The sequence below is a fragment of the Pedobacter soli genome, from assembly GCF_900101435.1.
Classification (GTDB): Bacteria; Bacteroidota; Bacteroidia; order Sphingobacteriales; family Sphingobacteriaceae; genus Pedobacter; species Pedobacter soli.
Genome location: NZ_FMZH01000001.1, coordinates 923,073 through 939,316, shown reverse-complemented (window position 1 = coordinate 939,316; position 16,244 = coordinate 923,073). Strand labels below are relative to the sequence as shown.

17 protein-coding genes are annotated in these 16,244 nt (G+C 38.5%); 14 read left to right on the top strand and 3 right to left on the bottom strand.

What is annotated here, in order from left to right:
• The 8 genes from tssD (BLR37_RS03885) to BLR37_RS03850 form a co-directional block, all read left to right on the top strand.
• Positions 1-421: type VI secretion system tube protein TssD (tssD, locus tag BLR37_RS03885; protein WP_244154587.1), on the top strand; the 421-nt coding region annotated here is incomplete at its 5' end.
• Positions 422-587: 166 nt separating this feature from the next.
• On the top strand, positions 588-983 hold the full coding sequence (tssD, locus tag BLR37_RS03880; protein ID WP_039477023.1) for a type VI secretion system tube protein TssD: 396 nt from the start codon (positions 588-590) through the stop codon (positions 981-983).
• A gap of 143 nt (positions 984-1,126) precedes the next feature.
• Complete coding sequence (locus BLR37_RS03875) at positions 1,127-1,675, top strand: hypothetical protein (RefSeq protein ID WP_090764730.1); 549 nt, start codon at positions 1,127-1,129, stop codon at positions 1,673-1,675.
• Position 1,676: 1 nt separating this feature from the next.
• Positions 1,677-2,261, top strand: coding sequence for a T6SS effector amidase Tae4 family protein (locus BLR37_RS03870; RefSeq protein WP_090764728.1), 585 nt, complete (start codon positions 1,677-1,679; stop codon positions 2,259-2,261).
• Positions 2,262-2,283: 22 nt separating this feature from the next.
• Positions 2,284-4,083 carry a type VI secretion system Vgr family protein gene (locus tag BLR37_RS03865; RefSeq protein ID WP_090764725.1) on the top strand — a complete coding sequence of 600 codons (1,800 nt, stop codon included), beginning with the start codon at positions 2,284-2,286 and terminating at the stop codon, positions 4,081-4,083.
• Positions 4,084-4,085: 2 nt separating this feature from the next.
• A complete protein-coding gene (locus BLR37_RS03860; protein WP_090764722.1) occupies positions 4,086-4,889 on the top strand; it encodes a hypothetical protein in 804 nt (267 codons plus the stop codon).
• Between the two features lie 3 nt (positions 4,890-4,892).
• Entirely contained in the window at positions 4,893-6,416 is a 1,524-nt protein-coding gene (locus BLR37_RS03855) for a Hint domain-containing protein (protein ID WP_090764719.1), read from the top strand.
• 5 nt (positions 6,417-6,421) lie between these two features.
• Positions 6,422-6,901 carry a hypothetical protein gene (locus tag BLR37_RS03850; protein ID WP_090764716.1) on the top strand — a complete coding sequence of 160 codons (480 nt, stop codon included), beginning with the start codon at positions 6,422-6,424 and terminating at the stop codon, positions 6,899-6,901.
• A gap of 189 nt (positions 6,902-7,090) precedes the next feature.
• Here the strand turns inward: BLR37_RS03850 and BLR37_RS03845 are convergent, their stop codons facing one another.
• Complete coding sequence (locus tag BLR37_RS03845; protein ID WP_090764713.1) at positions 7,091-7,693, bottom strand: GIN domain-containing protein; 603 nt, start codon at positions 7,691-7,693, stop codon at positions 7,091-7,093.
• Between the two features lie 292 nt (positions 7,694-7,985).
• On the opposite strand from BLR37_RS03845, the gene BLR37_RS03840 reads away from it, so the two are divergent.
• Positions 7,986-8,342 carry a response regulator gene (locus BLR37_RS03840; RefSeq protein ID WP_039476309.1) on the top strand — a complete coding sequence of 119 codons (357 nt, stop codon included), beginning with the start codon at positions 7,986-7,988 and terminating at the stop codon, positions 8,340-8,342.
• Between the two features lie 23 nt (positions 8,343-8,365).
• The gene (locus BLR37_RS03835) at positions 8,366-8,767 is read left to right on the top strand and encodes a hypothetical protein (RefSeq protein ID WP_143009529.1); all 402 of its coding nucleotides are present in this window, start codon (positions 8,366-8,368) and stop codon (positions 8,765-8,767) included.
• A gap of 3 nt (positions 8,768-8,770) precedes the next feature.
• Here the strand turns inward: BLR37_RS03835 and BLR37_RS03830 are convergent, their stop codons facing one another.
• Both BLR37_RS03830 and BLR37_RS03825 read right to left on the bottom strand, forming a co-directional pair.
• Positions 8,771-10,075, bottom strand: a complete 1,305-nt coding sequence (locus tag BLR37_RS03830; protein ID WP_090764708.1) for an ABC1 kinase family protein — start codon at positions 10,073-10,075, stop codon at positions 8,771-8,773.
• Between the two features lie 8 nt (positions 10,076-10,083).
• The gene (locus tag BLR37_RS03825; protein WP_090764705.1) at positions 10,084-10,737 is read right to left on the bottom strand and encodes a TetR family transcriptional regulator C-terminal domain-containing protein; all 654 of its coding nucleotides are present in this window, start codon (positions 10,735-10,737) and stop codon (positions 10,084-10,086) included.
• A 211-nt stretch (positions 10,738-10,948) separates the two neighbouring features.
• Here BLR37_RS03825 and BLR37_RS03820 point away from each other — a divergent pair, with 211 nt between their 5' ends.
• From BLR37_RS03820 to BLR37_RS03805, 4 genes are all read left to right on the top strand, one after another.
• Positions 10,949-11,803, top strand: a complete 855-nt coding sequence (locus BLR37_RS03820; RefSeq protein WP_090764702.1) for an HD domain-containing protein — start codon at positions 10,949-10,951, stop codon at positions 11,801-11,803.
• Between the two features lie 185 nt (positions 11,804-11,988).
• A complete protein-coding gene (tatA, locus tag BLR37_RS03815) occupies positions 11,989-12,132 on the top strand; it encodes a twin-arginine translocase TatA/TatE family subunit (RefSeq protein ID WP_082018585.1) in 144 nt (47 codons plus the stop codon).
• Positions 12,133-12,236: 104 nt separating this feature from the next.
• A complete protein-coding gene (locus tag BLR37_RS03810) occupies positions 12,237-12,449 on the top strand; it encodes a hypothetical protein (protein ID WP_090764699.1) in 213 nt (70 codons plus the stop codon).
• Positions 12,450-12,695: 246 nt separating this feature from the next.
• Positions 12,696-16,244: a PKD domain-containing protein gene (locus BLR37_RS03805; protein ID WP_090764696.1), complete on the top strand. Its 3,549-nt coding sequence runs from the start codon at positions 12,696-12,698 to the stop codon at positions 16,242-16,244.

Here is a 16,244-nt window from a genome sequence, read left to right as displayed (position 1 = left end):
TTATAAACCTTTAAATTTTAAAACTATGGCTTTCAAAGCTAGATTAAATTTTTCAGGCAAGGAGTACGATGTGCTTCATTGTGCCTATGCGTTAAACCGCGATGTAGATGCTAAGGGAAGACCTTCTTCCGGAGTTTACGGCGGAACCATTGACATTGAGATCGAGTCGACCGAAGACACCTCAATTATCGAAGCAATGGTAAATAACCAGTACAAACCCATTACCGGAACCCTGTTGATCAAGAAAACAGAGGAAGATGCCAAAATGAAAGAAGTAAATTTCGAGGATGGCTACATTGTTAAATATGCCGAAGGTATAAACATTGTAGGCGATCACCCGATGACGCTAAAATTCCAGATTTCGGCGCGCAAGCTTAAATTAGGAAACGCAGAGCACCTTAACGACTGGCCTAAAGCCTAAGCTAAGGCAGAAGGCTTAAAGGCGGAAAGTAGAAAGCTTGAGGTAGGCAAAACGCTAAACGCGTGGCTCCATACCCTTTGCCCTATGCTCCTCGCCCCATACGCTCCGCTAAGCGCCAAACGCTCCCCGCTAATCACTTTATTTCAAAACATCTAAACTTACTACAATGGCATTTAAAACCCGTTTAAATTTAGGATCAAAAGAATTTGATGTACTGCAATGCAGTTTTTCATTAAACAGAGATGTTGACGCAAAAGGCCGTCCGTCTTCAGGTGTTTATGGTGGTACCATCAGCATCGAAATTGAATCGACAGAAGATACTTCGGTAATCGAATCGATGGTTAACAACCAGTACAAGCCACTTTCAGGCACCCTGGTTTTCAAGAAAGGCGAAGAAGACGCTAAAATGAAAGAACTTTCTTTCGAAGATGCCTACATCATTCAATATAGCGAAGGTATTGCGGTAAACGACAATACACCAATGACATTAACTTTTGTTGTATCGGCCCGCAAGCTCAAGCTGGGCAATGCCGAACACGAAAACGATTGGCCAAAAGCCTAATGGAGGTTGAAGGTTTAAAGGCGGGAAGGTAGCAGGTTGGAAGCTGGCTAAACCCCATGCTCCATGCCCTATGCTCCCCGCCTCACGCCAACTGCAAAACGCTTACCGCTAAACCTATTTAAAAAGCTTTAATAAACCGCTTCATGCAATACGTAGTTATTTCCGGAACGGGTAAAATTGAATCAGTAAACCTGAGTAAATGTGCCTGCATTTTTCTTCTGGTATTTTTTTGGCTGGGTTTTGCCGCGTGCCGACAAAATGGAAACAATAATGTTTCAGATACAGTTATCCCGAAAGATTCATTGCCTTTGGCAAACAAAACATTGCCATCGGTAGCAACACAGTATCAGGAACCACCAAAATCATTAATACAGCACCTTAAACAGGAGGCACTATATATTGCCCTTGTTAACGTAACCACAGTTGATTCTGTATTCAATTCGGAAAAGGTTTATAGTGCAACAATATTAAAATCTTTTAAAGGAAAACTGAAGGCTGGTGATAGCCTGAAATATATGGCTATGAACGATATGAAATATATCAAACACCCGAATGATACGCTGATTGTTTTTCTTGATAAAGCCAAATCGCCTGTTTTAACAACCGGAGGTAAAGCGGTATTTTTCTTTGCTTTGGAAAACGCATCCTTTACCGGCACCCAATACCTGGATTCACTTTTGACCAAAAAATAATATGCCGCTTTCTTTGCCAACTTTTAACGATTTACGGATTAATTACCCTACAGGCAGTAGCGAATTGGTAAAAGCAACCATTGGCGGCGCTGTTAATGCGGCCTATATTACCAATACCTGTGTGGTTAGAATGAGCAGGGCATTTAATTATTTAGGTATCGATAATCACATTTTCAGCCTAAATACCCCCAGCTGGAAATACACTACTAAACAAGCCTTTCTGGCACAGGAAAAGGTAAAAGTACATGCAATTCCCCAAAGGTATACGTTTATAAAGGCATTCGAAACCATTTCCGGGGCCGATCAAAAGCGTTATTGTTTTCGGGTTAGCGAGTTTTTCAATTACCTGAACCATAAATACAATAAATATAACCACTCGCTTATTTTAAAAACAGGCAAATTTTTTACCCAATCAGCGCTACGCGATTTCACTGATAAGATTAACAACAAAACCGGCATTATATGTTTTAAAACCAAATTTAGCGATGCAACAGGGCACTTTACCTTATGGGATGGCTACAAATGCCTGTATCAGGATTATTTTCTGGATCCCCGCACCTCCGAAATTTACCTTTGGGAATGTTAATGCGATATTAAAATAACTTACTATGGAAAATAAATTAATCTCCGAAATCAGTATAGAACAAAAAGAAATTCTTCATTTTGCCTCCTTTTCGCTTAATCAGGCTTTTAACGATCACCATTACTTTGAACTGCGTTTTAACCACGACCAGATGGGGGCTCCCGGGTTAATTAATTTGGATGATAGCCGCGATTTTGTAGGTAAAACTTTAACCGCTTCTTTTGGTTATACTTCGGGGAAAATGCAGCAATTTGCAGGTTTGGTAACCCGGGTGGAATTGGCTCAAAGCCATGGCTATCATGGTGTTTTAGTAGTAAGTGGTTACAGCCCCACTATATTAATAGATCGTGGTCCGGATTTGGGCTCCTATCTGGATAAAGATTTAAATACCATTGTAAAGCTGGCTACAAAAGATACGCCTGCAAACGATCTAACCATTTCGGCCAATGCGGCCCGTAAAACACCTATAGATTACCTCATTCAATACCGTGAGAGCGATTTTGATTTCCTGAACCGTTTATCAGGCGAGTACCACGAATGGTTTTTCTATGATGGTAAACAGCTCAATTTTGGTAAACCCGATCAGCAAAAAGAAGTGGCCTTATTTTATGGCCGCGATGTGCAAAACCTGCAATATGCCATGGAAGTTTCGCCCATAAAATACAAGCGTTTTGCCTACAATCCAAAAGAGAACGAAATGCTGCAAAGCGAAAGTGCGGGTAAGGCAGACGGAAATCCCGATCTGGCACATGCCATCAAGGCTTCTAACGCCATGTACAGTAAAACATTTAATCAGCCCTCGCTCATCAGGGTCGATAATGGCAGCGATATTAAAAACCATGTCGAAAACGAAGAAAAAGCACACATTAGCGAACTGCTTAAAGTAAATGCCACTGGCGATAATGCCGAATTGGCTATTGGTACCCTTGCCGAAATTACGATGAGCCTGCGTAAAGAACTTAGCTTTGCCACAGAGAGCCTTGGTAAATTTTTAATCACCAAAATTAGCCACAATATAGATGGAACCGGCAAATACCACAATACTTTTGAAGGAGTTGTTGCCACCACCGAGCGTTTAATCGTTAAAAACTACGAAAAGCCAAACCCCGATATGCAACTGGCCGATGTGGTAGATAACAACGATCCGCAAGGCCATGGCCGCATTAAAGTAAAGTTTAAATGGGAATGCCAAACCAACGACGTTACCGAATGGCTCAGGGTAATTACACCCGATGCCGGTAGCAGCGATAAAGTAAGTAAAAACAGGGGCTTTGTTTTTATTCCCGAAATTGGCGACCAGGTGGCCGTAACTTTCGAAGAAGGGAATATTGCACGCCCGATTGTACTGGGCTCGGTATTTCACGGTAAAAGTGGTTCAGGCGGAAGCGCCAGCAACAACAGCAAAAGTTTGACCTCGAAAAGCGGGCATACCGTGCAGTTAGATGATGGTGGGGGGATGCTTTTTAAGGACAAAACTGGCTTAAATCACATTTCAATAGATGGAAAGAATGCCATTACAGTTACAACAGATAACAACATTAAACTGCAAACCGGCAATGTGATGATCATTATGGATAAGGAGACAGATAAGATCATTATCCAGGCTAAAAATATAGAAGTACGTGCCGCAGATGATTTTAAATTAACCGGAGATGGTGCGCCCAGTAAAAACGGGAGCATGGAATTTAATACCAAGCTATCCATTGTCTCGAAGAATGAGTTATCGTTAAATGGCGAGACGCTTGCGAGCTTAAACGGAAAAGATGTAAATATTGTGGGCAGTAAAACAATTATTGACGGTTCGCCTGTTAAAATCAATTCTTAAATATGGAAAAAGTATTCGAGAAAAATTATGAATTGCAGGTTAGGGGGAATGTTAAAATGCTAACCATGATGGATAGTTTTACAACAATAGGAAAGTATACTTTATCGCATTTTGGGCAAAACTCAATTAAACCAGAGTTATTGGATTATCACATTGAAGAGAAAGATGTTAAACTAACGGAGTACTACGATCCAAATACATTTCAATTGATAGAATACGTAAATAAACTGGCCTATATATACAGTAGCCAGCAAGTTTGCATCAATAGCGATGGGAGTATCAAAGGGCTGTTAAACCTGCCCGAAATTAAATCAAAATGGGATAAACTTAAAAAGGAGCTGATGCAAACCAATCCCATTGCTGCATTCGAAATTATCAGGCATAAAGAAAGAGAACTATCCAATCCGCCCGAATTATTAGAAAACCTCGAGAATACACACTTTATGCACCTTTTTCTCTATGCTTTCAATTACACTGCTGATGGGGTTGAGTATCTTAAAAAAAGAAGTGTCAGAGATCGGATGGGAATCGGTTTTTTAATTCCGGTAAACCAAACGTTTTCTTCGGAGCTGACTGAAAACGGTTATGTAATCAATGCAGAGGCTACACTGGATGAAAAGGGTAGTATAGATAAACAAATGATAGCTAAAGTTACAGGACAAAAAGAGTTTGATATTAAGCACTATACGCGGGCATCATTTACATACAACACGGCAGGCATTATGCAGCAAGCCGAAATGAAAGTATTTGAACAGATTAATAACGATTATAAATCAGATTTATATTTAAATCTGGATAGCATTTAGGTTATGGCTAATGAAGACTTACAATGGTTAACAGAAAAGCATTACCTGGTTTGTCCTAAAGGGGCTATGTTCAAGCAAATGAAGGTAACCAGTCAGGATCAGGTAACCTTTAGCGGCAACAAGGTAGCTACCACGGCAGATACCATGAAGGCCAATGTTTTTATCTGCCTGGGCAGCATGGCTTTTATGGCAGGCGCTATAGCGGGTTTACTGGTTGCAGCTTTGGCCTTGCTGGCTGTGCCGGTTGCAGGCTGGGCCCTGGCATTAATTATTGGTGCAGCCTTACTGCTTGCCATAGGTGCAGGTTATATGAAATGTAAAACCAATGCCGCTTCCAGAATTTGGGTAAACTCCTCACCAAATCTCATTATTCACAAAAATGAAGGCCTGGTAGTAGGACAGAGCCAATTAAGCTGTCCGCCCGAAGGTGCACTTATCGATATCAAGGAAACCTTTTGGGAAGCTATGATGAGTACCACCATGAACAATGTGGGGCATATTGCCAATTTTGCCTTTGGCTTTTTAGCAGGCCGGGGCATGGGCAGTATGGCTGGTACTTTGGGCACGCAGGGGTTAAGGGCGGCAGGTGCCGAATTTCTGGCTGTTGCCCGTACAGAAATGGGCGCGATGTTCAATCCCGCATCACTGTTTGGTAAAATGAGCTGGCTTTGCAGAGGGATGCGCGGCTTTGGGATGTTTGGCGCTTACAAAGGGCAGTACGATATCTGGACCAACGATGAAATGAGCGTTACCGATAAACTGCTGGCCAGCGGACAGGAACTTATATTGGCTGTTTTTGCCGCAAAAGGAGCCTCGCTGGTCTGTTTCCCTGCCGGAACAACCGTGCACACCAGTAACGGCTTAATGTTTATCGAAGATATTGCGGTAGGCACCCTGGTTTGGACGGTTAACGAAAGCAACGGGCAAAGGGAATTAAAACAGATTACACAAACCCACCGCCGTACCACATTAACAATGATGGTTGTAGAGCTGGAAAATGGAACTATATTTGAGGTAACGCCCGAGCACCGTTTTCTGGTAAATGATGAATGGAAAGAAATTCAGGCTGTTACCGCGCTTGATGAACTGGAACTGATTGATGGCGAAAAAGTTACCGTTAAAAATATTGGTTTTATAAGCAAAAGTGCTGTTGTTTATAATTTCGATGTTCAGGATAACGAAAATTATTTTGTTACCGAAGGCGGGGTGTTGGTGCATAATGGGTATAGAGAGAATTTTTTTAGTGAAAATCCTTCTCAGAAAGGTGATGTTGTAGTTCATCACGCTGTGGAGCAACAGGTTTTGAAAAAATATCCTGGATTGTTTACAAAAGCTGAATTAGATAAAATAGAAAATTTAAGAGGAATTCCGAAAGATGTAAATAATACATTGCATTTAAGTACAATTAGAGTTGCTTGGAATCGTTTTTATAAACAATATCCAAATGCTACAAAACAAGAAATTCAAGATTTTGCAGATGTCATTGATAATCTTTACGGATCTCAGTTTAATCCGCCATTAAAATAATAATTATGAAATATATAAAAATTGAACCGGAAGTAATTGTAGGATTGGGAGAGGACACTAATATTGATACATCTACTATCCCGCCAGTTGTAAAAGAATTACATATAAATTTGGAAGATTGGTTAGGAGATGATTTAATGGAGAATTACCCTGTTTTTATTGTTACTGAACCTCTGAAATCTAACTTAGAAACTACAGCATATTCAGGTTATAGAATTGAGGATTTAAAACTTACTTTCGATGAATATTTTGAAAATAATTATAGGTTAGAAAAAGAAATTCCGAAATTTTATTGGATGATTGTATCTGGAATAAAAGGAAAAGATGATTTTTATATTGATAGCTCTCAGGTTCTAAATGTATCATCTCAAGCATTTTCATTTTTGAAAAAATTTAATTTAAAAAATGCTGTTTTTGAAGATGATGCTACAAGCAAAGAAGTTGACAAAATCTTTGAAATTTTTGAAAAAAGAGAAAAAAAATAATTAGTTAATTAAAATAGTATGTTCACAATACTTTTTATAACATCAATTGGAAGGAAAAAAGGAAATTTTATATCTACTGTGTTTAAAAACACCAATAATAACTTAAAAAAATAAGCCTGTTATTTGTAAACACAAAAAAGGCTCCCTAATCAAATCAGGGAGCCTCAGTTTCATTGGTGTGTGCCAGTATTATTTAATTGCCGCAATTTCTTTTTCGATCGCAGCAGTTTCTACCGAGCTGATATTGGTTTTTAAAGCAGCAAACTTGTCAATGGTTAATTTTTGCGATTTGCCCATTACCAACGTATGGTTATCAGTTGAACCGCTTAATTTTAAATCTGCATCATCGGCAATTACGGTATATAAACCTTCCGAGCTCGTATTAATATCGGCATGTGCATTTCCTTTTAAGAAAATCTGAAGGTATTTGGTGCTTAATTTTCCGTCGGTTTTAACAACAGCATTTTCCGAAGCCTCAATTCTATAAATATCATTAACTACAACGGTTAATCTTGTTTTTTCAGTACTCATAGAAGTAATTTTCAACGCATCACCATCCTGTACTACCTTTGCAGCTCCATAATTGTCGTCGTTATAAGAAATGCCGAAGGTTCCTTTTTGTACAATGGTTAACTCTACATTTCCTTTTACCGAGATGCGTTTAAAATCAGCAATTTTAATATTTTTCTCAGGTTCTTTTTCGGTAGCCGAAACAGTGGTTGTAAATAAGGCCGATGATAAAACAAGGGCTGTTAATGTAGTGGCGATTAGGGTTTTGATTGAGGTTTTCATAATATTTTATATTTAATAATTAAATGTTAATTAATTGTTATTTAATTGTTTAAGTCTGTTTTTGTTGTGTTTCGTAGATAAGACGCTGCGATTTTAAAAACGTTGCAGCACCTTTTGCATTTTTATACAATCGATGGGTAATTCTCGACCAACGGGCATAAAATCAAGACGAAATCGGAGAAAAAAATCAGTGCGTTAAAATATTTATATACGCATAGGTAAAATCTTATGCCAGTTCTGGTTTGCAAATAGATTTTCGTTATCTTTAATCAGAAATTTTTTTGGTTTAGTTATGAAGAAAAAAGTTGTGCTTGTTCAGGATAATAAAGATATCCTCGATATTATGGATCAGGTGCTGGAAGAAGAAGGGTTTGATGTAACGGCATCCCTAACAACCGAGCCAATAGAAAAGATAGAGGAGATTGAGCCAGACGTGGTAGTGGTTGACGACCACATTAAAGGTAAAAAGAAAGGATCGCAGGTAATTAAAGAGCTTAAATCTGATCCTCAAACCGAAGACGTATCGGCTGTATTAACTTCTACCTCTAATAATTTGCCTCAGGAAGCTGAAGATTGTAAAGCCGACGATTACATCGAAAAGCCTTTTGATTTAGATCACATGGTAGATGTAGTGAAGAAAAATGCTTGATTATAAATTATACGCTCAAAATCATGAAAAAAAGTATTTTCTATTTATTGCTTACTGCCACTCTTTTCTTTACGATTTCATGTAATAAGGGCAAAGAAATTGGGAAATGGGACGATAATATCAAACTCTCTCAAAAAACTGCCAGTTTTAGTTCCAATAGTAATTCCATTACAGTTACAACTGAAACAACAGGTTGGTGGTTAGATGGTATTACATTCAATAAAGCCAATGTTGATTTAAAAAGTATTGAAAGAACAGCTCAAAATTTTGTTGTTGTTCAACCTGATTTTAAAGTGGAGCGAAAAGATGGAAATAAAATGATCATTACCCTGAATCAGAATACTACTAATGCAGATCGGTTACTTTCTATAGGCTTGCAAAACGGCGATTATTTTGATGGTGTAACAATTACGCAATCCAAATAAGTATTATCGTCCTAAAGTTGGGTTATAGGTATCTGTATGCACAATTGCTTTTAGCTCATGTAAAATCTGGTATAAGCCAAAATTGGTGCGGTTTACATAAATGAAATGTTTTACGCCACGAGCTTGTTTAAATTCGGGCATTTTCGAAATCTTTTCGCCATAAGCATATAACTGCTCAAAAAAATCGGGTTTACTAAAATCGAAAATTTTGCTGGTATAGGGTTTGGCAAATAGCTTAATCATTTCGCTGTACGATTTGTGGTAAAATTCAACCTGTTCGGCAGTATCATCAGCGTGAATCATGTCCAGCTGTCTGAAAGCCTCAATCGTTCTGTTTTTATCGTTAAAAACATCAGTCGAAATCAGCGAGAAAAAAGGATAATAAAAGTCATCGGGCATTTCTTTAATGCAACCAAAATCAATTACACCTAAATTTTCATCGGGGGTAATCATAAAATTCCCGGGATGGGGGTCGGCATGTACTGCCCTTAGTTCGTGCTGCTGAAAATTATAAAAATCCCACAGTGCCTGACCGATTTTATTGCGCAAAGTTTGCGAAGGATTGGTTTTTAGAAATTCTTTCAGGTGCAACCCCTCAATCCAATCCATGGTAATGATACGTTTACCTGAAAATTCGGGATAGTATTTAGGGAAAACTACATGCTTAAGGTTTTTACAAGCTTCCGAAAATTCAATAGAGCGTTTTACCTCCAGCTCGTAATCGGTTTCTTCTAGCAAACGCTCTTCAACTTCTTTGATGTAAATGTTCAGTTCCCTTTCCGACATGCCCAGCAAACGGAATGCAAAGGGTTTTACCAGTTTCAGGTCAGATGATATACTGTCGCCAACACCGGGGTACTGGATTTTTACCGCCAGTTTTTTGCCTTTTAAAGTGGCCTGGTGTACCTGACCAATAGAAGCTGCATTGCTCGACGTAAGGTTAAAGCTATCGAAAATCTTTTCAGGTGTTTTACCGAAATTTTTGGTAAAAGTACGTACAATTAGCGGACCCGAAAGGGGCGGGGCATTATATTGCGACTGGCTAAATTTATCGACATAAGATTTAGGCAATATGTTTTTATCCATACTCAGCATCTGCGCAATTTTTAAGGCACTCCCTTTTAATTCGCTGAGCGATTTATAAATATCTGTAGCATTGTCTTCGTTGAGCTGCTCGCGATCCATATCGGGGTTAAACAGCTTTTTTGAATAATGTTTAATGTAGTTACCGCCAATCTGGATACCTGTTTTAACAAATTTGGCCGAACGCTCTACTTTTGTAGTGGGGATACTTTTTTGTGTTTTCATTTAAATTACTAAAAGCCCATTTTATCGGCAAATTTTCCGTTTCTGGATAAGAATTTGCCATATTCCAGCAAATTATCAATCGGTGAGTGCTGAAAAAGATCGAAAGTTACATTAATGCCTTTTTCTATGGCTTCATCACTTTTTTCAAAGCCTTCGCTATCGTCGTTAATCCAGAAATTAACGATAAAAGCAAACTGAATCCATAAAGCATCTTTATATCTTTTACTTAAAAAACGGCGTTCGGCAAGTTCTCCGCTATCTAAACCCTCATCAATAACTTCTTGAGCAAAGTTTTCGAATATGGGTTTAACGCCACTCAGTACATCAGGAGTAGAAAATTTACCCCGATAATTTTTCAGGCTGTAAACCACAAAACTCCGCTGGTTTTTCAGGTTTTCGAGGTAGCTGTAGAAAAAAGAAAGCACTTTTTCGCGGGCAGTATACTGTGGCCATACTTCCTGTTCTTTTATTTTGCTAATGGTTTCGAAAGTAAGTTCGAACCAGACGGTTTTTTCAATACTTTCAAAAGAAGAGAAGAATTGGTAAAAATCGGCCTCTGTAATTTTAAGTTTCTTAACAAAACTGTAAACTGATTTTGGTTTTTCGTTTTGTGTTAAAACAAAATCCAGATATGCTTTTCTAATTTGCTGAGCGGTTGCCATATAGCTGTTTTTTTACAAGTATAACGTTTAATTTATAGGCTTGTTTCTAATCATAACGTTTTATTGATCATGCGATTGTAATAATCATTTTCAAAATATTTGAAAGTTTATTTGTAGCTACTTTGTTTAGTTTTTATGTGGAAAACTATTTGGAAGAAAGCTAAAATTTTTAGTATTTTTGTTTTGAAATCACCCCTAATAAGACAACGATATGATCCAGTTAAATGACTTTCTGTATGGCAAGATGGAATTGCCAGCCGTATTCTCTGATCTGTTAAATACCGATGTTTTAAAGAGGTTAGGTGGTGTACACCAAAGCGGTGCTATATTTTTAGTTAATCCGGATATTTGTCATTCAAGATTGGAGCATGCCATTGGTGTAACCTTATTAATCAGGATGCTTGGTGGCTCGGAGCTGGAGCAGATTGCAGGGCTGCTGCATGATGTTTCGCATACAGCTTTTTCGCATGTTGGCGATTACGTTTTCGATAATACAGCCGAAGATTACCATGAGCAGATTTTTGCTGAAATGTTGTGTAAATCTGAAGTGCCCGATGTGTTGCTTAAATATGGTTATAACATCAGTGATATTTTGCATGGTACTTTTGATATTTTAGAGCAGCCACTACCTTCGCTTTGTGCAGATCGGCTGGATTATACCTTGCGTGATGGTGTGCATGGTGGGGTAATTTCGCGCCAGCGGGCACGTCAGTTTTTAAAATCTGTTGTTTTGAGCGAAGGTAAAATTGCAGTAAACGATGAAAATGAAGCCGCTTGGATTAATGAAGCTTTTGAAAAGCTGAATAATGAAATGTTTAAACTTCCGCTTCATTTGTATGCCAATGGCAAAATGGCCGAGCTGATTAAACGTTTTTTAAATAAAGGACTACTAACAGAAAGTGATTTGTTTAAAACAGATACGTTATTGCTGAATAAAATCCGTACAAATTATGAAGGCTACCAGGCCATTAAAGCCATAAAGCAGTTACGTGGTTTTGATGAGTTTATGCGTCATGGGGCTGTGCCTAAAGTAAAAACAAGAACGTTGAATGCATTGTTGGTGTAGAATTGCCAATAATCAATGATCAATAACCAACAACCAATAATCAATTTTCAATAGCCAATACTCAGTGTGCAATATCGCGAGTCTCTTAAAGTACTTAATCGCTTAATGATCCATTTATTGTTGATGTTAAAAAAATTGAAGAACTATTCCAGGAGATTTAACGTATCTTGTAAAAAAAGAAAAATATGTCGGCATTAGAAATGATATTAATAGGGGCGGTGATCCTGCTTATTTTTGGAGGTAAAAAACTACCAGAATTAATGAGGGGAATAGGGAAGAGTGTTAAAGAATTTAAAGATGCAAAAGATGAGCCCTCTGCTCATAAATAATATAATTGTGTACGAATTGTAAATCTATCAGTTAAGCTAATTTCAATGCGCTTAACCCGAAACTTTCCATATACTTTATTGTTTTAGTTTAAATAATTATCAAAATGGAAAATCAAAAACAAGATCTTGAAAAATCAAAGGCTGATTTTACGGCAGAACATACCAAACATCCGGTTAAAGGCATTAACGACTGGAACGACCGCTTAGATCAAAATCTCGAACCGGAAGACCATAACGACACAATCGCTGACGAGAAGGCCAAAGATTTTTCAGCTAAATATGGTAGTGGCGATCAATCAGACGAAAATAACGGCTGAATAATAATTGTTTAATAAGCAATAACCTTTTCCTTATTGTTTCGCATGCATGGCTTATAAGCTTGATTCAATCAGGCTATATTTTAGCTGTGCAAAAATTTTACACCACGCCTTCAGTTTATTACACGAAACGGTGATTTCCTGCTCAAAAAAATGTTAATTTTTTTTCATGTGCTTTGATTAATAGTATATTGCATATCTAATCAAACAAACATGTATAACGTTTTTCAACTAAGCTGGTAGGTAATGAGCAGGCATTGGTTATTGGTTGTTTTTTTTCTCCTGTTGCTTAAAACAAATACCGTTTTTTCGCAGAATACATCAAACAAAGGTAAAGACTTTTGGGTGGCGTATAGCGGGCACATTGATGGAAAACTTTCGCGTTTAACTTTGTTTCTGTCGGCAGATAAGGCAACTGCCTACAATGTTTTTATGGGTAATACTGTAATTGCTACCGGTTCAATACCTGCCAATACCTGTTTACCTGTAATTATAGATCCCAACACCATTGATGCCTATATTGGCTCTAATGATGTGATTGAAAGTGATAAAGCCATTCACGTAACTACTACCGATAATCCAATCTCGTTATATAGTGTAATTGCTTACCAGGCACGTACAGGAGGAACTTTGGTTTTACCTACCAATACACTTGGGAAAGAGTACTATACCTACAGTTATCAAAGCACTACCACCAATGGGCGTTACGCACAGTTTACAATCGTTGCGGTTGAAGACGGTACCGAAATAGAAATTACACCTACCCAGGGCAATACTGAACACGCGGCCAATACCACTTTCACTAAAACTTTAAATAAGGGGCAGATTTATCAATACCAGGCCAGAGATGATCTTTCCGGTAGTCATATCAAATCTACATCAGGCTGTAAGCCCATAGCTGTTTTTTCAGGGAATACATGGGCTTCTTTTTGCGAACAGGGAAATGGCCGGTCAGCCAGTGGGGGCGACAATTTGTATCAGGAGCTTTTTCCGGTAACGGCCTGGGGAAGGAATTTTGTAACTGCTCCTTTTTACAATACCATTCATGGCAATACCGATATTATCCGGGTAATTGTTTCTGAAGACAATACAATTTTAACCGTTAATGGCAGTACTACAAATGCAAATGGAACAACATTGGCTAATCCTTACAATAAGGGAGCTGTGATTACATTTTTCTCTAACTCTGCTAATGTAATTTCGGGATCGAAACCCATTTCTGTAGCACAATACCAAACTTCTCAAACCTGTAATTTAAGTAATAGTGCTAATGTTCAGCAGGGAGGTCCTTATCCCGGAGATCCGGAAATAACGGTATTGAATCCCGTAGAGCAAACTTTAACTAATATTACTGTTTATTCGAGGCTGGATAACGTAGTAACCAATATTAACAAATTTTTTATCAATGTTATTATTAAAACTGCTGATATCCCTTCATTTAGATTGGATGGGAATCCTGTTTCCAATTTCGTAGCCATTAATAATGAATATAGCTACGCGATTGTTGATGTTACCAATAGTTCGCAGGCCCAGCATCGTTTGTCTGCTGCGGGAGGTTTCTCGGCAATAGCTTATGGTTATGGCAGTGTAGAATCGTACGCTTATCTGGCAGGGGCAAACATCCAGAATTTTACTTTTCAACCCCAAAATGAAGCTACGGGTAAAAACGTTACTAGTGGTTGTTTAGGCGAAATAATCAAACTCAAAATTAATTTACCTTATCAGGCAACCCGCTTAGATTGGGATGTACACAATGGAGATGGTGTAATTACTCAAAATGCCCCAACTTCGGTAGCTACCTTTACCGATAATGGCATTACTTATTACACTTACTTTTATCCGAACGATATTAAATATGATCTTCCGGGTGATTATCAGTTTAAGGTAACGGCCACCAAACCAGCTGCCGATGATTGCGGAAGTACAGAAGATTTGATTACCGATTTTACGGTTGACAAAGAACCTACAGCCGATTTTGAAGTGGAGAAAATCAACTGTGCCAATGCTCCTATACCTTTTAAAGATAAAAGTACTTCTAATTCTGATACAAGGACCATTAATACCTGGCTTTGGGATTTTGGAGATGGAAACACCTCTACAGAGCAAAATCCGGTGCATAAATATGTTAGGCCGGGTATTTACAAAGTGATTTTAACGGCTACAACCGATTCTAAATGTGCTAAAGTTTCCGAATTTCAGGAGATAACCATTAACCCCCAGCCGGTATCTGATTTTGATGTTAAAGGTTTATGTGTGGATTTGCCAGTGATATTAACTGAAAAATCGACCATTGAAAGCTCTGGTAGCATTGTAGAGTGGCGCTGGAACTTTGGCGATGGATCGGCAGAAGTAAAATTATTAAATAATACCTCACCGGCTCATAAGTATGCAGCAACTGGCGATTATACTATAAGCCTGACAACAGTAAGCAATTTAGGTTGTGTAAGCGAAGCTAAAACCAAAAAGGTAACTGTAATTGATCCGCAGGTTGTTGATTTTATCATGCCCGATTTTTGTTTAGCTGACGGTGTAGCCCGGTTTAAAAATACTACCAAAAATGCTGACGGCACAACGACCGGTTTAACGGCTGTTTGGAAATATGATAATGGTAATCCGCTGGCAACATCTACCGGTTTTGATGGTGCTTTTGCTTACGGGGCCACAGGCGATTACACAGTTACCTTAACCGTTAAGAATGCAGATGGTTGCGAAAAAAGTACATCGAAAACGTTTACCGTAAACGGGGCGGTAAAGGATGCAGATTTTGATATTGTTAAGAATAATGTCTGTGTGAGCGATAAAATTGTGATCAAAAATACATCAACTACTTTTGCCGGCAAGATTACCAAAATTGAAATTTACAGGGATTATCCTAATGAAACGAGTATTTATAAAACCATACCTTATCCGGACGATAGTGATATAGAAATTGAATACAATACTTTTGGAGGTACTGCTGATCGTTCTCCAAATATTAGGTTGATAGCTTATTCTGGAGAAAGTTGTTTTAAATCAGTAGATAAACCAGTTACAATAAAACCCGTACCTCAATTAGAATTTGCCGATATGCCCGCAGTTTGCGAAGCCGATGGTACGGTATTAATTGTACAGGCTACGCAAAAGGTTGAAGAAGAAATGCCGGGTACAGGCGAATATGCAGGCGATGGAATGAAAGCAGATGGTACTTTTAATCCTAAAGTTGCAGGCGTGGGGCATCACACCATCACCTATACTTTTACCGCCACCAATGGTTGTACTTCTTCCATCAGTAAAGATATTCAAGTTTATGCATCTCCTGTTGCAGATGCGGGGAGCTTGGTTTACATTTTGGCTGGCGGAGAGATTGAACTTCCGGCTACTGCCGAAGGTACCAATTTGAAATACGAATGGTCGCCGGCCGCTGGCCTAAGCAAAACCAATGTGTTGAGGCCTGTTGCATCGCCCGAAAAAGATACCGAATACACCCTTACAGCTACCACACAGCCCGATGGTTGTGCTACTACATCCAAAGTGTTGGTTAAAGTATTGCAGGCGCTAACTCCGCCAAATACCTTTACGCCTAATGGCGACAATGTAAACGATACCTGGAACATTAAGTATTTAGAGTCTTACCCCAATGCTACAGTAGAAATTTTTAACCGAAACGGGAACAGGGTGTTTTTTAGCAATGGCTATAAAGCGCCTTTTGATGGAAATTATCAAAATGGTCCGTTACCTGTCGGTGTTTATTACTATATTATCAACCCAAGAAACGGACGTAAAACCATAACCGGTCCCTTGACCATAATCAGATAA